This is a genomic window from Candidatus Arthromitus sp. SFB-turkey, from assembly GCF_001655775.1.
Classification (GTDB): Bacteria; Bacillota; Clostridia; order Clostridiales; family Clostridiaceae; genus Dwaynesavagella; species Dwaynesavagella gallinarum.
In genome coordinates this window covers 1-22,456 of the sequence record NZ_LXFF01000017.1, presented here as the reverse complement: position 1 = coordinate 22,456, position 22,456 = coordinate 1, and the positions used below count along the sequence as shown (strand labels likewise).

General features: G+C 24.6%; 17 protein-coding genes and 1 pseudogene. 11 read left to right on the top strand and 7 right to left on the bottom strand.

Features of this window, described 5'->3' with window-relative positions:
• Positions 1–48: 48 nt before the first annotated feature.
• Positions 49–498 carry a GNAT family N-acetyltransferase gene (locus tag A6P36_RS03405; RefSeq protein WP_066760998.1) on the top strand — a complete coding sequence of 150 codons (450 nt, stop codon included), beginning with the start codon at positions 49–51 and terminating at the stop codon, positions 496–498.
• A 24-nt stretch (positions 499–522) separates the two neighbouring features.
• Here A6P36_RS03405 and A6P36_RS08210 read toward each other — a convergent pair whose 3' ends face one another.
• The 5 genes from A6P36_RS08210 to A6P36_RS03385 all read right to left on the bottom strand — a co-directional run bounded on the left by A6P36_RS08210 (position 523) and on the right by A6P36_RS03385 (position 5,082).
• Positions 523–687 (bottom strand): hypothetical protein, encoded by a 165-nt coding sequence (locus A6P36_RS08210; RefSeq protein ID WP_191336244.1) that lies wholly within the window; start codon positions 685–687, stop codon positions 523–525.
• Positions 688–750: 63 nt separating this feature from the next.
• On the bottom strand, positions 751–2,346 hold the full coding sequence (locus A6P36_RS03400; protein WP_066760996.1) for a peptide chain release factor 3: 1,596 nt from the start codon (positions 2,344–2,346) through the stop codon (positions 751–753).
• 69 nt (positions 2,347–2,415) lie between these two features.
• A complete protein-coding gene (locus A6P36_RS03395) occupies positions 2,416–3,207 on the bottom strand; it encodes a GTP pyrophosphokinase (protein WP_066760994.1) in 792 nt (263 codons plus the stop codon).
• Positions 3,208–3,246: 39 nt separating this feature from the next.
• Positions 3,247–3,942, bottom strand: a complete 696-nt coding sequence (locus A6P36_RS03390) for a metallophosphoesterase (protein ID WP_066760992.1) — start codon at positions 3,940–3,942, stop codon at positions 3,247–3,249.
• A gap of 69 nt (positions 3,943–4,011) precedes the next feature.
• Positions 4,012–5,082, bottom strand: a complete 1,071-nt coding sequence (locus A6P36_RS03385; RefSeq protein WP_066760990.1) for a sensor domain-containing diguanylate cyclase — start codon at positions 5,080–5,082, stop codon at positions 4,012–4,014.
• A 306-nt stretch (positions 5,083–5,388) separates the two neighbouring features.
• Between A6P36_RS03385 and A6P36_RS03380 the strand changes: the two genes are divergently transcribed.
• The 3 genes from A6P36_RS03380 to A6P36_RS03370 all read left to right on the top strand — a co-directional run bounded on the left by A6P36_RS03380 (position 5,389) and on the right by A6P36_RS03370 (position 6,861).
• Positions 5,389–5,550 (top strand): zinc-ribbon domain-containing protein, encoded by a 162-nt coding sequence (locus A6P36_RS03380; RefSeq protein WP_066760988.1) that lies wholly within the window; start codon positions 5,389–5,391, stop codon positions 5,548–5,550.
• A gap of 71 nt (positions 5,551–5,621) precedes the next feature.
• Positions 5,622–6,602: a tryptophan--tRNA ligase gene (gene trpS, locus A6P36_RS03375; RefSeq protein ID WP_066760986.1), complete on the top strand. Its 981-nt coding sequence runs from the start codon at positions 5,622–5,624 to the stop codon at positions 6,600–6,602.
• Between the two features lie 79 nt (positions 6,603–6,681).
• The gene (locus tag A6P36_RS03370; protein WP_066760983.1) at positions 6,682–6,861 is read left to right on the top strand and encodes a hypothetical protein; all 180 of its coding nucleotides are present in this window, start codon (positions 6,682–6,684) and stop codon (positions 6,859–6,861) included.
• A 37-nt stretch (positions 6,862–6,898) separates the two neighbouring features.
• Here A6P36_RS03370 and A6P36_RS03365 read toward each other — a convergent pair whose 3' ends face one another.
• Complete coding sequence (locus A6P36_RS03365; protein ID WP_066760982.1) at positions 6,899–10,102, bottom strand: DEAD/DEAH box helicase; 3,204 nt, start codon at positions 10,100–10,102, stop codon at positions 6,899–6,901.
• Between the two features lie 453 nt (positions 10,103–10,555).
• A complete protein-coding gene (leuS, locus tag A6P36_RS03355) occupies positions 10,556–13,012 on the bottom strand; it encodes a leucine--tRNA ligase (protein WP_066760981.1) in 2,457 nt (818 codons plus the stop codon).
• Positions 13,013–13,225: 213 nt separating this feature from the next.
• Between leuS and A6P36_RS03350 the strand changes: the two genes are divergently transcribed.
• The 7 genes and pseudogenes from A6P36_RS03350 to A6P36_RS03315 all read left to right on the top strand — a co-directional run.
• Positions 13,226–14,212 carry a LacI family DNA-binding transcriptional regulator gene (locus A6P36_RS03350; protein WP_066760980.1) on the top strand — a complete coding sequence of 329 codons (987 nt, stop codon included), beginning with the start codon at positions 13,226–13,228 and terminating at the stop codon, positions 14,210–14,212.
• A 405-nt stretch (positions 14,213–14,617) separates the two neighbouring features.
• On the top strand, positions 14,618–15,640 hold the full coding sequence (locus A6P36_RS03340; RefSeq protein WP_066760974.1) for a nucleoid-associated protein: 1,023 nt from the start codon (positions 14,618–14,620) through the stop codon (positions 15,638–15,640).
• 11 nt (positions 15,641–15,651) lie between these two features.
• Positions 15,652–17,424, top strand: coding sequence for a M3 family oligoendopeptidase (locus tag A6P36_RS03335; protein ID WP_066760972.1), 1,773 nt, complete (start codon positions 15,652–15,654; stop codon positions 17,422–17,424).
• A gap of 3 nt (positions 17,425–17,427) precedes the next feature.
• On the top strand, positions 17,428–18,375 hold the full coding sequence (locus A6P36_RS03330; protein ID WP_369815417.1) for an alpha/beta fold hydrolase: 948 nt from the start codon (positions 17,428–17,430) through the stop codon (positions 18,373–18,375).
• Between the two features lie 13 nt (positions 18,376–18,388).
• A complete protein-coding gene (pepF, locus tag A6P36_RS03325; protein WP_066760968.1) occupies positions 18,389–20,182 on the top strand; it encodes an oligoendopeptidase F in 1,794 nt (597 codons plus the stop codon).
• 179 nt (positions 20,183–20,361) lie between these two features.
• Positions 20,362–21,840, top strand: coding sequence for a M28 family peptidase (locus A6P36_RS03320; protein ID WP_066760966.1), 1,479 nt, complete (start codon positions 20,362–20,364; stop codon positions 21,838–21,840).
• Between the two features lie 136 nt (positions 21,841–21,976).
• Positions 21,977–22,456 (top strand): annotated as a pseudogene (locus A6P36_RS03315) (hypothetical protein); the annotation flags it as partial.

The following is a 22,456-nucleotide window of genomic DNA, read 5'->3' as shown; positions in this document are numbered from 1 at the left end:
TTATTTGGTTTTTGATATATTTTTTTAAATTTTGATTTGAGGTAATTTATGAATTTAGTAATTAAAAAATTTAATGAACTTACAGTTAAAGAATTATACGAAATTATTAAATTAAGAGTTCAAGTTTTTATTGTTGATCAAAAATGTGTTTATCAGGATTTGGATAGTTTAGATTATGATTGTTATCATCATTTTGTAGAGGATAATGGTGAAATATTAGCATACACTAGAATTTTTAATAAAGGAGTAAATTTTCCTGAAGTTTCTTTTGGGAGAGTTATGTCAAATAAATTATATAGAGGAAAAGGGTTTTGTAAGAAACTATTAAGTGAAAGTATAAAATTTATAGAAAATGAGTTAAATGAAAATATTATAAAAATAAGATCTCGGGTACATGCTGTGAATTTTTATAAAAAGCTTGGATTTGTTGAAGAGGGAGAAGAGTATTTAGAATCTGGACTTCCACATATAAACATGGTATATAAATCAAAAAAATAGGTGCTTTTTAAAAGCACCTATTTTTTATGGTTTTTCTGTATAATCAAATTCACTTGTTGAAATATTATTTACAACGATTGGGTTTGTTTTTGGATTTGGTATATTTGAATGATTTAATTTATTGAAATTTTTAACTGAATTGTCTGTTTCATCAGAAATACGAATATTTGGTCCGTAAAATTTTTCCATAAAAACAACTCCTTTTAAAAATAAAAATTAAATCATTTTTATTATTAACAAATTATAAATATTTTACTCTTGGAATTTTCCAATATCAGATAAAATAATTGAAGGATTTTTATCAATAGCCCATTGAATTCCCCAAGCATTTTGAAAAATTAAAATATTTCTATTTTTTAAATCGGTAGCTTTTTTTGTATCACTAGTTAAATTAAGTTTATCTATGGGAATATCACATTTTTCTATCCAACGTATTAAATTATATGGAAGTTTATTTATTTTAATTTCTGTGTTATATTCGTGTTTTAATCTATATTCTAGCACTTCAAATTGAAGATTACCTATTACACCAACTATAACTTCTTCCATTCCAAAATTAATTTCTTTAAAAACTTGAATAGCACCTTCTTGAGCTATTTGAGTAATTCCTTTTATAAATTGTTTTCTTTTCATTGAATTAATAGGTTTTATATTTGCAAATAATTCTGGTGCAAAAGATGGCATACCATTAAATTTGAAGTTTTTAGGAGAAGTTGTTAAAGTATCTCCTATTGAAAATATTCCTGGATCAAACACACCTATAATATCTCCAGCGTAGGCTTCATCAATAAATTCTTTATCTTGAGCAAAAAATTGTTGAGGTTGGGAGAGTTTAATTTTATTGTTATTTTGAATATGAGAAACTTCCATGCCTTTTTCAAATTTTCCAGAACAAATTCTCATAAATGCAATTCTATCTCTATGTTTAGGATTCATATTAGCTTGAATTTTAAATATAAATGCTGAGAAAAAATCTTCATAAGGAGATATATCTCCAATAGTTGATTCTCTTTTTGAGGGTTCTGAGGAATATTTTAAGAAATTTTTTAGAAAGATTTCAACACCAAAATTAGTTATAGCAGATCCAAAAAACACAGGAGTAAGTTCTCCGTTTAATATTTGTTCAGAATTAAAAGGGGTTTCTGTAAGTTTTAAAAGTTCGATTTCTTCAATTAGGTTTGAATGCAGATTTTCTCCTAGTATGTTTTTAAAAATCTCATCATTATAATTTCCAGAATGAGAAGCTGAAATATTTTGACCGTGGTTTTTTGATGAGAAAGTATAAATTTTTTCTTCCTCTCTTTGGTAAATTCCTTTAAAGTCTTGTCCACATCCAATTGGCCAATTTACAGGATAGCATTTTATATTTAATTCTTTTTCAATTTCTTCTAGTAAATCGAAAGGATTTTTTATTTCACGGTCGATTTTATTTATAAATGTAAAAATTGGAATATTTCTAAGAGCACAAACTTGAAATAGTTTCTTTGTTTGAAGCTCTATTCCTTTAGAGCCATCAATAACCATTACAGCAGAATCAGCTGCTACAAGAGTTCTATATGTATCTTCTGAAAAATCCTCGTGTCCTGGTGTATCTAAAATATTTATACAATAATCGTCATAATGGAATTGTAAAACAGAACTTGTTACAGATATTCCACGTTGTTTTTCTATATCCATCCAGTCAGAAGTAGCGTGTTTTGAAGCTTTACGTGCTTTAACAGAACCTGCAAGTCTTATAGCACCACCGTATAATAGAAGTTTTTCAGTTAGTGTAGTTTTACCAGCATCTGGGTGAGATATTATAGCAAAGGTTCTTCTTTTTTTAATCTCGTGTGAAAAATTATTCATAAATAGACCTCGTAATTTAATTATTGTGTAAAATATAAGACTTCTAAAATATTACAAATAGAAGTCTTATTACTTTTTATATTTATCGATATCTCTTTGAATTGATAATAAAAGGGAATTTAATTGGTTTATATCGCCAATTTCAATAAGTGTAGTTAATTGAAGTTGATAATTACTGGATTCTTTAACCCTTCCAAGAGAAATTAAACTAATTAAGCTCTCATTTATGTTTGAAACAATATTGGATTTTACTCCAAAAAGTCTTTGAGCATCTTTGATTTCATCTTTTATTTGCATCATTAATTCATCTAATTGATAAGCAGCATCTGCAGCTTCTTTTAATTTCTTTTTTAAATTTGGAGGGATAAGCTCCTTATACTTATAATTTAATGAATGTTCAGCTGTAGCCCAAAAATTCATCCCTAAAGTTCTAATTTGAATTTCTGAAATAATTTCTTTACATCCAATAGATAAATTAACAGGGTATTTAATTATTATGTGATAACTTCTATATCCACTTTCTTTAACGTTTGTTATGTAGTCTTTTTCATATAAAATAGAAAGATCTTTTCTTTTTCTAATTATATTTACAACTTTTGTTATATCATCTACAAATTGACACATTATTCTAATTCCAGCTATATCTTCAAGTTCATATTCGATTTTATCCATAGGAATATTGAATTTTTTAACTTTTTCTAAAATACTAGAAACTTCTTTTACTCTACCTGTTACAAATTCAATAGGTGAGTATTCGTTTCTAAATTTAAATTCACTACGAATACTTTTAAATTTAATTTTTAATTCTTCAACAGCTTGTTGATATGGCATAAGAAAAGTTTTCCATTGTTTTATAGCCATAATACATCACCCATTTTAGCTAAAAAATAATAGATTTTATTATAATATTTTTAATGGTGTAAAATTTAGGTAATCACAAGAGGTTAAATAGTAACTAGTATTATTTATTTTTCTGTCATAAAATTTTTCAAAGTTACTGTGGATATGACCATACAATACTTTTTCAATTTTATATTCATCTATTAAATCTAAAAATATATTTTTATTATTACATTCATTATTTGTAGTAAAGGGAGGATAATGAATCATATAAATAAATTTTTTAAATCCGTCTTTTATTGCTGAATTTAGAGAAAGTTCCATTCTTATTTTTTCTCTTTCTAGAATTTTCAAATGTTGTTTCTCATCTTGATTTTCACAAATTTCTATATTAAAGCCTCTACTTCCGCATATAGCGTAATCTTTAAAAGGAATATAACTATTTTGAATAAATTTAATATTTTCATATATTGAATTTAATTTATTTATACCATTCCACCAAAAATCATGATTACCTTTTATAAGTATTTTCTTACCTGGAAGTGAATTTAACCAATCTAAATCAGGCATTGCTTCATTTAAGTTCATTGCCCATGAAAAATCACCACAAAGTAATACGAAATCATTTTTAGAAATCATTTTTATCCAATTTTCTTTAATTTTATCGAAATGATTAATCCATTTATCTCCAAAAATATTCATGAGTTTCTTTGAACTAAAAGATAGATGTAAATCTGATATTGCAAATAAGTTCAAATTGATCACTCCCTAAAACTTGTTTGCAAATTATATTATACATACAAAATGGTACACCATCAATAAAATTTAAAGGGTAATTTCTACTTTATTTTTACCTTTATCTTTAGCTTTATAGAGCATATTATCTGCATGATTTAAAAGTTGATCAATTGTTTTTCCATCATATGGGTAAATAGCTATACCAAAGCTCATAGTTACACTTGATTTTGATCCATTTAATTCTATTGTATTGCTTTCAACGGTTTTTCGAATTTTCTCAACTTTAATAAGTAAGTCTTTTGGATTTTCAAATGAATCTATATACATTATGAATTCTTCTCCGCCGTATCTTGCAAGCATGTCACGTTCTCCAACTAAATTTTTTATTGCATTTGTAGTTTGAACTAGTGCAGAATCTCCAAAAAGATGACCATGAGAATCATTTATTGATTTAAAATTATCAATATCCATCATTACAATTGCAAAATCTTTTTTTGGTTTTTTCTTTGCAATGAAATTTAATCTTTCCATGAATTCAACTCTAGTTAAAATATTTAAACTTGGATCATTTTTAGATTTTTCATCAAGTTGTTTATATAAAGTGTAATTTTCGTAAGTCATAGCAAGAAGGTCTGCAAGTGCACCTAAAAAGTGAACCTTATGGTGATCAAAGAAATTTTCATAAGGGTGTTCAAGAATCATATAACCTACGAATTTTTTTTTACAAAATATAGGATATCCAATTAAAGATTTTGAATCAGGTTCTTTTATAGAATCAATACTTAATTCATTTTTACAAGAGAGTAAGAAAGTTTCTTCACCAAAAAATTTATACATAAAATTAAAGTTTTTATAGTTTTTGCTGTTTACATTTGAGATATTTAAATAGGTGTTAGAATCTTCTTTAACAATTATTGTTGAATATTTAACTCCAAATATTGCAATTGCAACATCGTTTATTATATTAAAAATGTTATCATTTCCAATTCCCATATTTAGATATTTACTTATATCTAGTAAGTTACTTGTTATAGATAGTTTGTATTGTAGAGAATCATTTAGTTGTTTTAATCTATTAATTTCTTCTTCTGTTAATTTTTTATAAATATCAAATTCACTATTTGAATTATGGGTAATATTTTCTTTTAATGATGTCATTACGTACACCTTCTTTTCAATAAGTTTTCTAGATTATTATTATCTAAATGAAGAAAATTTATGAATTAATTAAAAATAACATATATAATTGAAAGAATAGTAAATATTTATTTAACAATATTTCTAGTTGAGAAAAAAATAATAAATTTTTATATTGAATTGTTTATAAATTAAGTATATAATTACAAGTGTAATTAATATAGAAAATAGGTTTGTTTTAAGGGTACGGATTCTTTCGTTCATAAGTGTTTGACAAGGAAGATAATGTCCTTCAAATAATTCCTATGAACGTGAGGAGTGTTTAATATGAGTGATAAGAACATTACTTGTAAAGATTGTGGAAAAGATTTTGTGTTTACAGTTGGAGAGCAAGAGTTTTTTAAAGAAAAAGGTTTTGAGAATGATCCGGTAAGATGTCCAGATTGCAGACGTGCAAGAAAGAATCAAAAAAGAGAAGTTAGAAGATAGTTTTGTTTTTAGGAAGAGATCTTAATTTTAAGGTCTCTTTTTAATGTAAATAAAAACAGGTAGGGTATAATATGAAAACAATATTTAGTGGTATTCAACCATCAGGAGATTTAACTATAGGAAATTATTTTGGAGCTATAAAGAGTTGGTTAAAACTTCAAGGGGAATATAATTGTTTTTTTTGTATAGTAGATTTACATGCCATAACAGTTAGGCAAGAACCTAAAAAACTTAGGGAAAAGATTTTAGAGGTTTTAGCTATTTATATAGCTTGTGGAATTGATCCTGAAAAAAATAATTTATTTATTCAATCTCATGTTCCTTTTCATAGTGAGCTTTCTTGGATTTTGAATTGTTATACTTATATGGGAGAGTTATCTAGAATGACTCAGTATAAGGAAAAATCTCTAAAAGTAGGGGAATCAATTCCAGTAGGTCTTTTTACATATCCAGTTCTTATGGCTTCAGATATTTTACTTTATAATACAGACCTTGTTCCAGTGGGTTCTGACCAAAAACAACATTTAGAACTTGCAAGAGATATTGCAGAAAGATTTAATACTTTGTATTCACCAACTTTTAAAATTCCTGAGCCTTACATTGTAGAAAATTCATCGAGAATAATGAGTTTACAAAATCCTGTAAAGAAAATGTCTAAATCAGATGAAAATGAGAATTCATATATAAAAATAATGGATGATGAAAATGTTATAAAGAGAAAGATTTTAAAGAGTGTTACAGATTCAAAGGGAGTAGTTTCTTATAACGATGATCAATCAGGGATAAAAAATTTAATAAATATTTTAATCTCTATAACTGGTGAAAGTGTTGAAAGTGTTGAAAATAGATTTTTAGGAAAAGGATATGGGGATTTGAAAAATGAATTAGTAGAAGCACTTTTAAGTGAACTTATTCCAATTCAGCAAAAGGTTAGAGATTTTTTAAAGAATAAGGATTATTTGGAAAAAGTATATAAAGACGGTGCAAATAGTGCAAGTGAAGTATCCTATAAAGTTTTGAGGAAAGTTAAGAAGAAAATTGGATTTATTTAATAAGTAGGAAGATTTCACAATATTTACATGGAGTAATTATTAGTGTAAAGTTTAGACTAATTATTACGAGGTGAAATCTTTGATAAGAGTTTTGAATTTTATATTAAAATTTATAGTTATATTCTTTTTTACAGGTTTCATATTAAATTTTGGGAGTTTTTCTATTAATATTTTTGTAGTTGTAGGATTTATATCTTTAATTTTTAAATTTATTGATTCAAATAAATTTTTTAAAGTAGTTGGTTCTAGTGATTTTTAAAATTAGAGTAGCGTAAATTTGCGTTACTCTAATTTTTTTATAAATCATCTATTAAAAATAAATTTTTAAGTTCATCTACAGACATTTTTGATATTGAATTTGATTCAAATTCATTGTCTTTAATAATTGAGTTTATTAAATTTGTTTTTCTCTCTTGTATTTCAAATATTTTCTCTTCAATGGTACCTTTTGTAATTAATTTTATTACGTGAATTGTATTTTTTTGTCCAATTCTATGTGCTCTATCAGTTGCTTGATTTTCAACTGCATTATTCCACCAGGGGTCAAAGTGAATTACAGTTTCAGCAGATGTTATATTAAGACCGAATCCTCCAGCTTTAAGAGAAATTAAAAATACATTATAATCATTTTTATTAAAGTTATTTACAATATCTATACGTTCCTTAGAAGGTATGGATCCATCTAAATAAGAGTATTTTATGTTTCTTTTAATAAGTATAGATTTAATTATATTTAATACTGATGTAAAATTTGAAAAAATAATAATTTTCTTATGATTTTTAATATTATCTTCTACAATTTCCATTAGCGTATCTATTTTTGAACTTCCGTGAGAATAATCATCAATTATTACTTTTGGTTCGCAACAAATTTGACGAAGCCTTGTTAAAGCACTTAACATTTTAAATTTCAAATTTTTATTGTTAATTATGTTTTCTTGAGATTCAAATTCTGTTTTGAATTTTTCTATGTATGAATAATATAATTTTTTCTGTTCGTCATTTAAATCTATCATTATTTTAGTTTCTATTTTAGGAGGTAGTTCAGTTAAAACATTTTTCTTAAGACGTCTTAAAATAAATGGAGATATTTTTTTGCTTAAATTACTATTATCAGTTGATGATTCATAATTTGATTTAAATTTTGAGTATGAATGTAAATATCCTGGCATTAAAAAATCAAATATTGACCACAATTCATCTATGGAATTTTCAATTGGAGTACCTGTTAGTGCAAATTTATAATTTACATTTAATTCTTTTAGAGATAGTGTATTTTTAGATGTTTTGTTTTTTATATTTTGAGCTTCATCTATTACGCATATATTAAAATTTTTAGTTTTTAAAATATCTATGTCTTTTTGAACTATTCCGTAAGAGGTTAAAATAATATCGTATTTATGGAATTCATCTACTAATTTTGTCCTTATATTTTTATTTCCATTAAATATCATTATTTTTAAATTTGGAGTAAACTTTTTAATTTCTTCAAACCAATTATATATAAGAGATTTTGGACAAATAATAATTGAATTTTTAAGTGAATTATTTTCGTATTCTTTTTGTAAAAATGCAATAGTTTGAAGAGTTTTTCCAAGACCCATTTCATCTGCAAGTATTCCAGAAAGATTATATTCTTTTAATGTTTTCAACCATTTAAAACCATCTAATTGATATGTTCTAAGATTTGCATTTAAATTTTTTGGAGGAGATAGATCTATATTTTTAAAATTTGAAATTCCATTTATAATTTTTAAAAAATCATTGTTCTTATTTAATTTCCCAATTGACTTAAAATTTTCAGCATACGAATCATTTAAATAGAAAGCGTGAAATTTATCTATACTTAATTCCTTTTGTTGAAGTTGTTTTTCATCTATATTCAAATCGTATAATACATTATTTATTTCCTTTAAATAATCGTTATCTAAATTTAAAATTCCTTTATCTTTTAGTTTTAAGTATTTTTCTCCTCGACGTATATTTTTAATTGCAGAATACAATTCTTCGTTAGTTATTCCATCAAAAGAGAAGGATATATTAAGAAAATTATTAATTCCAATATTAAATGAAGTTTTATAAGATGATGAGGAGATTATTTTATATTTTTTGAAATTTTTGGTGTAGTAAATTTCTCCTAAATCTTTAAGTATATAAATTCCATTTTCTTTAAAATTAATTATTTTTTCAGGAGATTTTATAAAATAATATAGAGAATTTTGATATTCACACAAATTATTTAATGTAATTAAAATTTTATTTTCTGTTTTATAATCTCTTAAAATTGAAGTATTTAATAGAGTTGTATCTAAAGGGTTTATATTTAAATCCTTATAGTTAAATAAAACTTTGATTATTATAATATCGTTTACGGTTTTGTCTATATAAAATTTTGGATTACATTTTTCAATTTTAATATTTTCATTTAAATCATCTGAAATTTTAAGATTAAAATATTTTGAAAATTTTGGAAGAGTTTTATTCAAAAATAAATTTTTCTTGTTTTCATTAATTTTAAAATAGGATGTATTATTATTTAAAATTAAATCTTTCAAGCAATTAAAATTTTCAATAAAATTTTTAGATACTTTGTAAATGTTTCCATCAAAATAGAAATAAGGAGAGTTGTCAAAAAGATTTATTATATTTGATATATTTAGAGAGAGTATAATATTATTTTCATTGTCTGTAGAAATAACAGGAGATATATCTAAATCTTCAGTTATTTGTTTTGAGTTTTCAAATTTTTTATCTTTAAATTTAATAGTGAAAGAGTCTGTATTAATTATTTTCAAAAAAATATGTAAAAGGCGCTCATTTAAAATTACATATTGATTTGAAAAAATATCATTTTTAATAGTTTCATTTATATTTGTTAAAGAGTATATAGTTAAAAGTTCGTTTATAAACAAATTATCTTCATCTATAAAATTTTCTTCACTTAAGTTTATATCATTATTTTTAGTTATTTTGTAAGGAGTTGAGTTTATTATACAATTTAAAAAATAGGTAATATCTAATATTGGATATATTTTGTTTGATATAATTGAGATTTCTAGTTTTATATTATTTTTTGAAATTATATTGATACAATAAGAGAGTTTATATAGAATTTTATTTTCTAGATTATTATTTTTAAATGAATTATCAATATTATCTAAGTATGAAAAATTATAATCACTAGTTGGTTTCATAGAATCTTTAATATTATTTATAAAAAAAATATAGGATGCTACTATGTGTTTACAATTATCAGTTTTTGTATTTTTATATGTACATGAACAGGAAAAATCTGTGATTATGTTATTTTCATTTATGGAAATTTTTGTTTTATGGGTTATATTTCTAGTTGAAATAATATTAAACCATAATGAAATTCCATTTTTAATAAATTCATGATATATAAGCTCTATTTTATTTTTTTTATATAATGTTATTCCATCATTTGCATTATTGAAATTAGAGAAATCATTTATTTTTCCTATATCAATTTTTATCATTTAATTCCAACTTTCAAAGAAAGATTTTAAAATATATAAAAAGATGTTTAAACTTAAGAAACCTTAATTTTAAACATCTTTTTTATTTTTAACAGCCGCCTCCGCAGCTTCCACATCCACCACCACTTGATGAATTAACTGGTTTTAAAACCAACCCTCTATTATTTTCAGCGGTTCCTTCAACTATAAAATCACCAAATTGATCATGTAAATCTTTATTTATAATAAAAGTTATATCATTTATAGTGCAAGCTAAATCATCTTCTTTTTGTTCATCCAGAACAATATTAAATGATGGACCGCCTCAACCCATTCCTGCCAAATTTATTCTAATAATATTTTTATTTATATCATTATCGGCAAGGAGCTGTTTGAATTCTTGAAAAGTCTCATTGCTTATATTTACAAAATTCATAGTAATTACCTCCAATTATAATATTATATTATTTTTATTTATTTTACAACAATATTTACTAGTCTGTTTTTAATTACAATAACTTTAACTATTTTTTTATTATCAATGTGTTTAATTATTTCAGGGTTTGAAAGAGAAATATTTTTAATTGTTTCTTCTTCAGAGTTTGTTGGTATCATTATTTTTGTTCTTATTTTTCCATTTACTTGAATTGCAATTTCTACTTCATCTCTAGTTAAATATTTAGGATCTGCTTTAGGGTAATCTTCTAAAAATACAGAAGTTTTATTTTTACCATTTATTTCTTGTAAAATACCAAAATAATATTCACAAAAGTGAGGAGCAAATGGAGCAAATAATTTTATATAATTAAACAAAAATTCATTTAAAAAACTACAATTTATTTTATTGTTGTTTAAATATTTTGAGAATTCATTAGTTAATTTCATAAAGTGAGCAATACATGTGTTGAACTGAAGAATTTCAACATCTGTTTTAATCATTTTTATTGCATTATTAAGAGCAAACAATAAATTTGTTTCTTCAGATTCATCATTTATAGAATTAAATGACTTGTCTTTAAGTACACACAAACCTTTATTTATTAATCTTTCACTTCTTTGTATAAATTTGTGAATAGATTTTATACCTTCATCACTCCAAGCTCCACCTTCTGTATAGGTGAATGCAAACATTAAATAAGTTCGAAATACATCAGATCCATATTCTTCTATATACTTATCAGGAGATATTGTATTTCCTCGAGATTTACTCATTTTAAATCCATCAGGACCTAAAATTAATCCTTGATGGGTTAATGATATAAACGGCTCATCAAAATTTAGAAAATTCATATCTCTAAGAGCTTTAGTAATAAATCTAGCATATAAAAGATGCATACATGCGTGTTCTGGTCCACCAACATATTTATCAACAGGAAGCATTCTATTTATTTTATCTTTATCAAAAGGAGCTTCATTATTTTGTGGATCAACATATCTAAGGTAATACCAAGAGGAACAAACGAAAGTATCAAGAGTATCTGTTTCTCTTTTTGCTTTTGAGTTACATTTTGGGCAAAGTGTATTTACAAATTTTTCGCAAGTTTCAAGTGGAGATTTTCCATTTGGATTAAAATTAACATCATCTGGAAGCTCTACAGGAAGAGATTCATAAGGAACTGGAACTATACCACAATTTTCACAATAAATAATTGGAATAGGAGCTCCCCAATATCTTTGTCTAGAAACAAGCCAATCTCTAAGTCTAAAAGTTGTTTTAAAGCTTCCTTTATTAATTGATTGTAAATGTTTAGTAATTTCTTCCTTAGCTTTATCAGAAGAGAGGTTATTAAAAATTTCAGAATTTATAAGAGTACCTTTTTCAGTTATAGGAAGATTAGTTTGAGTTTCTGTTTTGATAACTTCAAAAATTGGAAGATTAAATTTTTTAGAAAATTCAAAATCACGTTCATCATGGGCTGGAACCGCCATAACAGCTCCCGTTCCATATGTTGATATAACATAATCTGAAATCCAAATTGGAAGTTTTTTATTAGTTATTGGATGAATTGCATATGCTCCAGTAAATTCACCAGTTTTTTCTCTATTTGAACTTACTCTATCTATTTCAGATTGTTTTGAAGATAAGTCTATATAATTTTTTACATTAGATAAGTAATCATTTGTTGTTATTTCTAATACTAAAGGATGTTCAGGAGCTAATACTACGTAAGATACCCCCATTAATGTATCTACTCTTGTTGTGAAAACATCGAAAGTTTTATTAGAGTTTTCAACAGAAAAATTTACTATAGTACCATAAGATCTACCTATCCAATTTTTTTGCATAGATTTTGTTTTTTCAGGCCAATCTAAAGAATTTAATTTATCAACTAATTCATCTGCATATTTTGTGATTTTAAAAAACCATTGAGTTAAGTTCTTCTTTTCGATTTCACTCGAACATCGTTCGCATTTATTTTCAATAACTTGTTCATTAGCTAAAACAGTATTACAACTAGGACAAAAATTTACAGGAGCATTTTTTCTGTATGCTAAATCATTTTCATAAAGTTTTAAAAATAGCCACTGAGTCCATTTGTAGTAATCGGGTGTACAAGTTATTATTTCATTTTCAAAGTTAAACATTGCTCCCATGTTGTCTAATTGATTTCTCATTGTATCTATATTTTTCATTGTAGACTCTTTTGGATGTATTCCAGTTTTTATAGCGTAATTTTCCGCAGGCAAACCAAATGCATCAAATCCCATTGGTTGAAAAACATTAAATCCATTCATTTTTTTATATCTAGCGTAAGAATCTACAAGTCCGAAATTAAACCAATGTCCAGCATGAAGATTACTTCCAGATGGATATGAGAACATTTCTAAAACATATAACTTTTTTTTGTAATCATCTATGTTAAAAGTATTTATTTTGTTTTTTTTCCAAAAGTCTTGAGAAATTTTATCTATTGAGATGGAGTAGTCCATAAGATTTATCACCTTTCAAAATTTATATTTAATAGAAAAAATCAAGATTATATCAAGCTAAGTATATAAAAAATTTTTTTCAATTGTCAACATTTATAGTTTTATTTGAAAAATTTAATAGTTAACTTTAGAAAACGAATAAAGAAATTATTTTATTTTACGAAAAAAAAGTAAAGATTAATTGAAAAATTTAGCTTTGTAAGGAGTGAAAAAATGGTAACTATTAAGGATATTTCAAATAAATTAGGCATTTCAATTAGTTCAGTTTCTAAAGCTTTAAATGGAGCTACGGATATAAGCCAAAAAACTCGTGAAAAAGTTATTGAAGTTGCAAATGAAATGGGATACGTAAAAAAATCTGTTATTAATAATAAAATAAATTTAAAGTTTGGAATTATTGTTGACCAAAATTGTAATGAGTATGATAAAGTTTTAAATTATGATGTAATACAAGGGTTTAACTCTAAAGCTTTAAACGAAGATAATGAGGTTTTAATTGTTACTTTAAAAGAAAGTCATAAAAAAGGTTGTTTAGATGCGATTATAAAATCAAATAATTTGTCTGGTGCAATACTTCTTATTAATAATATTTCTGACTCTATTCATAAATCTATTTTTAAAGTTACTCATCCTTTTGTAATAATTAATAACTATTTGAGCATTGATAAACAAAATGTAGGATATGTTGGAATTGATATGGTTGAAGGTATGAGAAATGTTGTTAATTATTTTGTAAAAGCAGGACATAGAGATATATCCTTTATAAATATCAAAAATAATGACGTTTTTTATCAAGATAAACTTGTTGGATATATTGCAGCTCTTACTTCGCTTGGAATTAATTACAATCCTGATAATGTTTTAAATATTTCAAATGATAATTATGAAGAGAAAATTTTGAAGTTTGTTAAGAGTAAAAACCCAACAGCAATTTGTGCAGATAATGATCTTACTGCTTATAAAATATTAAATGTTTTGAGTCATAATGGATATGATGTTCCAAAAGATATTTCTATTATGGGATTTGACAATAATTTTATATCTAATTGCTCTTTACCATCAATTTCTACTGTTAGTTATGATAGAAATGAACTTGGAATTAAAGCTTATGTGGCATTAAACAACATTTTAAATGGAAATAGTATAAACAGAATGCAAATTAAATCTGAAATTTTAGAGAGAGAATCAAGTAAAATGTAAAAAATTTAAGAGGGTATTTATAAGGAGAGATTAAAAAATCTTTTTTATAAATGCCCTCTTAATTTTTAAAAGTATTCATTTTATCATTTAATATCTTTCATTAAAAATATTAGAAACTTTATTAAAAGTATCATAAGTGTTAAAAAAGTTGTTATTATTAATGAAACAATTGCAGTGGAAATAATGAGGCCAAAAGATAGATCTATTGCAAAAGATAAAAAGAATAGAAAACAAATTACAAATATAACAGGTATATAGATATATTTTTTTAGAAATTTTAAAAATTTCATAATTTTAGCTCCTATTTTTAATTTTATAATTTACATTATACTATGATTTATAAATTTTTTATTGTAAAATTACTTAACGTTAAATTTTAAGAGATTAATTTTGGAGGAGAGGGCTTTGAAAATTACAGAGTTTAAAATAGAAGAAGGAATAATACACGTTCTTGATGTAAATTGTGATGAGCCGATTTTAAATGAAAGTTATTTAAATTTATCAAATGAAGATATAAATATTTTTTTAAGTAAACATGTTGAAAAAATTTTAAAAGATGAGGAGCTTAATTTAGGGAAATTTAATGAAAGTCCGGATTTTATAGAATATATAAACAAATTTTTTAAAAATGAAATAAATTTAGTAGAAGTTTCAAAAGAAATTTCAAAAAAGTTTTTTGAAATTATACAACAAGAGGGGAGTTCTTCATCATGTGATTTATTGTTTTTGAAACTTAAAACTGAAATTGGATATGCTCTTTGTATGATAAAATTAGATTATGTTAAAAATTATGTACATAAAATCGAATATGTTGAAGATAAAATGCAAATTGACATAATACCTCAATTTATAACACTTCCAAGTAATTCTCAAAAAGTAATGAAATCATGTTTGTTTATAGAAGATTTGGAAAATAACTTTAATCTTTTGTATTTAGATAAAAATTATAAAAATTCCCATGAAAATTCAAATTATTTTAAAGAAGATTTTTTAAAATGTTTCAAAGTGTATTCTGATTATTCTAAAACTAAAGAATTAATTTCTGTAGCTGAAAAGTGGACAAGAAAAAATATACGTGATGATGCAGATAGTGCGTTTTTTGTGAGAGAATCTTTTAAAGATAAACTTAATAATGAAGAAAATTTAAATATTAATGAGTTTGCTAGAGAAGTTTTTAAAAATGATAGTGATAAAATAGAAAGTTTTGTTGATTTTATAGAATCAAATGGAATTGAGGGAGAAGTAGTTGTTGATAAAGACTACATTCATAAAAAATACGAAAGAATAAGATTAAAAATTGATAGAGATATTGATCTTTATATAAATAAAGAATCTTTTTACGATATAAACAGATTTGAAGTTAAAAGAAATGGTGATGGAAGTTTAAATATGATAATTAAGTATGTTTTAAATTATAATGAAAAATAGAGGTGATTTTTTTGAAGTGGGATTTAGATACATTATATGAAGGTTTTGATTCTTTAGAATATAAGAAAGATTTAGAAAGTTTAAAGTGTAGTATAGAAGATATTAATAAAATTTTTGAGAATGATTTTTGTATATTAAATGAGGATAAATTTATTTTGATTTTAGAAGAGATATTTACTAAATATGAAAAGATATATTCTCTTTATGAAAAATTATATTGTTTTGTTTTTTTGAATCTTTCTACTAATTCAAGTAATAAGAAGGCAATAGATAATGAAATGATTTTAAAAGATTTAAATGTTTCTATTATCTTAATAAATTCTAGTATTGTAAAAATAATTTCAGAGAGAAAAAATTGTATAGAAGCTTTACATAAAAGTGAAGTTTTAAGTGAGTACAGATTTTTAATAAATGAGTTTTTACATATGGGTAAGTATTTACTTCCAAAGGATTTAGAAGAAACTATGGCTTCTCTTTATAATTATGGATCACGTTATTTTTCATCTCTTCAAGAATCTTTAATATCAAAGTATAAGGTTAGTATGGAAATAGATGGTACTATTAAAGAAATTCCATTAACAGAATGTAGAAGTTTACTTGAAAGCACTTGTAGAAAAACTCGTAGAAAAGCTTTTGAAAGTGAAAAAAGGTTATATAAATTTATGGAAGAGCCTTTAGCTTATTCAATTAATAGCATTAAAAAAAGTTTTATATATGATACGAAAAAAAGAGGGTATGATTCACCACTTTCTAGAAGTTTAAAAGATAATAGAATATCTGAAGAAATTTTAAATGCTATGTTTGATGCTGTTAGAGAAAATTTGGATTTTTTTAGAGAGTTCTTAAAGTTAAAATCAAAACTTTTAGGGAATAAAAGTGAGAGAATAAATTTTTATGATTTATTTTCACCAACAAGGTCTTTAAATAGGGAAATTGATTTTGAGTATGGAAAAGAATTTTTAATTAAAAACTTTTATGATTTTTCAAATGAAGTTGGAGATTTTGTAAAAAATGCTTTTGATAAAAATTGGATTGATTCAGAAATTTATGAAGGAAAAGTTGGAGGGGCATTTTGCTCAAATATAAATCCTATTGGAGAAAGTAGAATTTTATTAAATTATACTAATTCTTATGAGGGTATTTTTACTCTTGCTCATGAATTAGGTCATGCATATCACGGAGAAACTTTAAAAAGTGAGAGAATATTAAATACTGTTTATCCAATGACTATAGCAGAAACAGCATCGATTTTTTTTGAAACATTAATTTGTGATAAGGCTTATGAATCGGCAGATGAAAATGAAAAAATTATGATACTTGAATATGAATTAAATAATGCATGTCAATTAGTGCTTGATATTTATAGTAGATTTTTATTTGAAAAAGAAGTGTTTAAAAGGTGTGAAAAAGAATTTTTAACGCCAGAAGATTTAAATGAAATTATGAAAAAATCTCAAGAATTATCTTACGGTGATTCAATGAATTCTGAGTATTTTAAAGAAGCATGGATATATAAATCTCATTATTATGATTTTGATAATCATTTTTATAATTTTCCTTACACATTTGGACATCTTTTCTCTCTTGGACTATATAAACTTTATTTAAATAATTCTAATGATTTCCATCAAAAATATAAACTTATCTTAAAAAATTCCGGAAAAAATAATTTACAAGATTTGTGTAATATGTGTTTAATTGATATAACGAAAAAAGAATTTTTTGAAAGTTCAATAGAAATATTAAAAAACAAATATAATAACTATAAAAAATTAGTTTGTTAAAAAATTGGAGGGATTTTTATAAATAGGGAAGAGATTAGGTTAAGATGTTACGATAATTTTTACTTAAATGTATATGTTTATGGAGATTACACTAAAAAATTTAAAGGTATAGTTCAAATTTCTCATGGTAAAGGAGAATATAGTCAAAATTATTTAGAACTTATAGAAAAATTAGTAAAAAATTCTTACATTGTTTTTATACATGATCACAGAGGTCATGGAAGATATAATAAAGGCAAAGAAGTTTTTTCTGTAGATACTAAGGATAATAATTTTTCTTTAATGGTAAAAGATTTGAAGGTTATTAATTCTTTTATAAGGTGGAAATTTAAAGATAAAAAAGTATTTTTAATAGGGCATAGCATGGGAGCTTATTTATCTTTAAAATATTCAGAAGTTTATGGAGATACAATAGATGGGTTAATTTTATCGGGAATTGGAATAGATAATAAATTAAATTTAACTTTACCAGTTATAATTACAAAATCTATTTGTGGATTTAGAGATGTAAATAAACCTAATAAGTTTGTTAGCAATAATTTGTTTAGAGTGTTGAATAAAAACTTTAAAGAAGATAGAATTATAGATAACAAATATGCATTTACAACCAGTGATAAAAGTGTACTTAAAAGATACAGTGAAGATGAACTTAGAATAAAAGAGTATACATTAAAATTTTATCATGATTTATTTTGTGGAATAAGACACACTTTAAGAGAAGATTCTATAAAGAAGATTCCTAAAACTTTAGAAGTTATGATAATTGCAGGTAGTTTAGATCCGGTTTGCTCTTTTAAGAGAGGTGTTAAGAAATTAAACAAATCTTTAGTAAAAAATGGAGTTTCTTCTCATTATAAAATTTATGAAAATATGAGACATGAAATTTTTGTTGAAAGTAATAAGTATACGGTTTTTAATGATGTGTTAGAGTTTTTAAGAAAATTAAATTAAGGGGTAATGATAAATGGATATAAAATATTTTGAAAATAGAAACGATATTGAAGAAAAGTATACGTGGAATTTGGAAAAAATTTATGGTAGTTTAGAAGAATTTGAAAAGGATTTTGAAAAGGTTAAGGAATTTTCTAAAAAAATCCTTGAGTATAAGGGTAAATTAAATGATAGCAATACTGTTTTGAATTTATTTAAAGATTTAGAATTTGTGTTTAGAACTATTATGAAACTTATGAATTATGCACATATGAAAAAAGATCAAGATGGTTCAGTTACAATGTATCAGGGAATTCAAACAAGAATTGAACAGTTTTATTATCAATTTTCAGCAGAAAGTAGTTTTATAGATACAGAACTTATTAGTAAAGATGAAAACTTTTTAAATTCTCTTGTTAATGATGAAAAATTGAAAGAATTTAAATTTAAAATACAAGGGCTCATTAGAAGTAAAGAACATATTTTATCTGAAGAAGCTGAAATGATTTTAAGTATGTTTGGATCATCAATAGATGCACCTTATAATATTGCTGGAATTTTTAAAAATGTTGATTTGAAATTTCCCAAGATTATTAATGAAGATAACAAAGAAGTTCAATTAAATGAAGGAAATTATGGTGTTTTTTTATCTTCAAAAGATAGAAGTGTAAGAAAAGATGCTTATGAAAAACTATTTTCATCTTATAAAGATTATAAAAATACATTAGCTACATGTTTATCAACGTCTATTACTAATGATGTTTTATATTCTAGAGCTAAAAAATTTAATTCTTCACTTGAAAGTAATTTGTTTGGGAATAATATAGATAAGTCTGTTTATACAAATGCAATTGAAGTTATGCATGATAACTTTGATAAAATTCATAGATATATAGATTTGAAAAAGAAAATGCTAAAAGTTGATAAACTTATGAGTTATGACTTATATGTTCCTCTTTTTGAAAATTTAGATAATGATATTCCTTATGAAAAAGCTCTTGAAATATCATTTAATGCTTTAAAACCACTAGGTGATGAATATTTAAATATTTTTAAAGAAGCTGTAGATAATAGATGGATAGATGTTTATACAAATAAAGGAAAGAGAAGTGGAGCGTATTCTTCTGGAAGTTATGATACATATCCATATATACTTTTAAATTATTCGAATTCTTTTAATGATGTATCTACGCTTGTTCACGAGATGGGACATTCTATTCATTCATATTATTCTAAAAATAATCAAAGTTTTTTCAATTATAGATATCCTATATTTTTAGCAGAAATTGCATCGACTTGTAATGAGCATTTGTTAAACAAATATATGCAAGATATTTCTAAGGGAAATGAAAAGCTTTATTTTGTTAATAAAGAGATTGAAAATATTAGGACGACTGTTTTTAGACAAATGTTGTTTGCAGAATTTGAACTTATAACTCATGAAATGGTTGAGAACGGAAAACCACTTACAAGTGATGATTTTTGTTCAATATGGAAAGATTTAAATGAAAAATATTATGGTAAGAGCTTGGTTTTAGATGATTATATAATTTTTGAGTGGAGTCGTATACCACATTTTTATTCTGCATTTTATGTTTACCAATATGCAACTGGATATGCTGCAAGCTTTGCATTTTCTCAAAATATTTTAAATGAAGGAAATAGTGCAGTAAGAAATTATATTGATAATTTTCTTAAAATGGGAGGATCCAATTATCCTATTGAGATTTTAAAAGATGCTAGTGTTGATATGACAACGAAAACACCTATGCAAAATGTTATGAATAGATTCTCTGAACTTTTAGATATTTTAGAGAAAAATATTTAAAATAGATTTAAGGTAGTTAAAAAAATTAACTACCTTTTATTGTGATTAAAATATTTACTAAAATTTAAAATATAAAGTATAATATTAACTAAAAGTTTTAAAATAAAGAATAGTTGATAAAAGTTTTAACTTATTAAACAATTATTAATTATTAGCAATGTTAGGAAGGATGAGAATATTTGAGAAAGTTTTGTAGATTTTTTGTTCTTATCTCTTTGTTTGTATTTAGTTTTGGATTTTTTATACAAGCTGTAGGATTTGGAGAAGATGCACTTAAGTATTTAATACAAATTTCAAGAATTCAAAGAGTTGCTTTTACAGAAGGAGAAGTATATACAGCGGATTATTTAGGAAGAATTTTGAGAGATTTAGGTTATGATACGACTTTTGAAGAAATTGTATTTCCTGAAGATACAATTTTAAATTTTACTCAGGGAGACTATTTATCTCATAATATTATTGCTACTAAAAAAGGATCAAGTGATTTAGAAGTTATAATTGGAGCGGCTTATGATTCAGAAGAAGTTAAAGGTTCTACTGGATTTGAATGTGCAACAGGTGTATCTTTATTACTTGAACTTGCAAAAAAACTTAAAGATGTAGATCTTCCATATACTTTAAAATTTGTTTTATTTGGTGCAGGAAAGCAAGGAAATATCGGATCAACTCATTATGTTTCTACAAGGTCTCAAGATGAATTAAATAAAATAATGTATTATTTAAATTTATCTTCTATCGGTAGTGGTAAGGAACTACATGTTTATGCCAATAATGGAGAGAAAGGATTTTTACGAGAAGATTATTTGAAGCTTTCTAAAGAATTAAATATATCTTTATCTACTAGTCCAAGTATGGAGGATTACGATATACCAGAAGGTGTTGGATATGACATTGGAGAACATGTACCATTTAAGTATAGTAATGTTCCTTATGGATTTATTGAGGCAACTTCTTGGGATAGTGTTTATGAAGAATTTCAAATACCAGATGATCCTACTGGAGAAAAAATTGGAGTAATAGATGGAAGTAGTTATGATAATTATGACGAAGTCATGAAGATATTTGGTGATAATGTAAGAAATAATTTATCTAAGGCAAGTGAGTTAATTTATAATGGAATTGTTAAGAAAGAAAAAAGCATAAAAATAATTACTGTGTTGACAGAGGAAAATTTAAATAATGCTAGTTCAATAAGTTATACTCTATTTAAAGATGGTAAAAAACTAAAAACATCTACTTTAGATGAAAATTTAATTGTAGAATTTAAAAATTTAGATGAGGGAAATTATAAAATAGAGTTTAGTGCTCCTAATGATATTAAATTCTTAAAGAATATAAATGATTTTGAATTTAATTTTGATTGTGATGGAGAATTTGTAATTGTAAATGATGAACTTGATGTTTACACTTATAGAGAAGAATTTACAGATAACTATATATCTGTAAGAGAAAATATACAAAACACTCAATTTGAAGTTGGAATAAAAAATGTTTTATTTGATTACTCTAGTGCGAGTGAAGGGGATTTTCAAGAAGATACAGATTTAAATAAAAATGATCAACTTATTAAAGTTTTATCAGTTGTTTTGGTAATACTGGTTGTTGTGTATATTTTATTAAGGATAATTTTTTCAATAATGAATAAAAAAGTTAAATGAAAACTTGAGAAATCAAGTTTTCATTTTTTTTATTAAAAAATTTAAAAAAATTACGATATATAAGTAACTGTAAAAATAGAAATAAATTTGTTTTTTATAGTAAAAGTATTATTTAAACTTTCAAGGAGGAAAATGTATGGGGAGGGATACAGAACATACAAGTAGTGATAAAGAATTAAGACGGAAAATTTTAAAATCTATAGGCCTTGCAACGACTTTGGCAACTGTAACTGGTGTAACTTTAACAAATATTCCTGTGCAGCAAACTCAGGCAAAGTTTAAAATTCCAATAAAAAAACCACCAATAAAGAGTCCGATAAAAAAACCTTCCATAAGTGTTTCAAAACCAGGGACAAGTGTAGGTATTAAACCAGGCACAAGTACGAGTAAACCAGGTACAAGTACAAGTAAGCCAGGTACAAGTACAAATAAGCCGTTGGGAGGATCATCAAGTTCTAGTAAGCCAGGAGGTACTTCAAGTACAAGTAAACCAGGTGGCACAACAGGAGGAACAACAAGTACAAACAAACCATTAGGAGGATCATCAAGTTCTAGTAAGCCAGGAGGTACTTCGAGCTCTTCAGGATCTTCTAATAATAATGTAGTAAAACCAGGT

Coding starts and splice junctions, on each gene's coding strand:
- A6P36_RS03405 (WP_066760998.1), top strand. CDS start 49: ATGAATTTAGTAATTAAAAAATTTAATGAACTTACAGTTAAAGAATTA.
- A6P36_RS08210 (WP_191336244.1), bottom strand. CDS start 687: ATGGAAAAATTTTACGGACCAAATATTCGTATTTCTGATGAAACAGAC.
- A6P36_RS03400 (WP_066760996.1), bottom strand. CDS start 2,346: ATGAATAATTTTTCACACGAGATTAAAAAAAGAAGAACCTTTGCTATA.
- A6P36_RS03395 (WP_066760994.1), bottom strand. CDS start 3,207: ATGGCTATAAAACAATGGAAAACTTTTCTTATGCCATATCAACAAGCT.
- A6P36_RS03385 (WP_066760990.1), bottom strand. CDS start 5,082: ATGACATCATTAAAAGAAAATATTACCCATAATTCAAATAGTGAATTT.
- A6P36_RS03380 (WP_066760988.1), top strand. CDS start 5,389: ATGAGTGATAAGAACATTACTTGTAAAGATTGTGGAAAAGATTTTGTG.
- trpS (WP_066760986.1), top strand. CDS start 5,622: ATGAAAACAATATTTAGTGGTATTCAACCATCAGGAGATTTAACTATA.
- A6P36_RS03365 (WP_066760982.1), bottom strand. CDS start 10,102: ATGATAAAAATTGATATAGGAAAAATAAATGATTTCTCTAATTTCAAT.
- leuS (WP_066760981.1), bottom strand. CDS start 13,012: ATGGACTACTCCATCTCAATAGATAAAATTTCTCAAGACTTTTGGAAA.
- A6P36_RS03350 (WP_066760980.1), top strand. CDS start 13,226: ATGGTAACTATTAAGGATATTTCAAATAAATTAGGCATTTCAATTAGT.
- pepF (WP_066760968.1), top strand. CDS start 18,389: ATGGATATAAAATATTTTGAAAATAGAAACGATATTGAAGAAAAGTAT.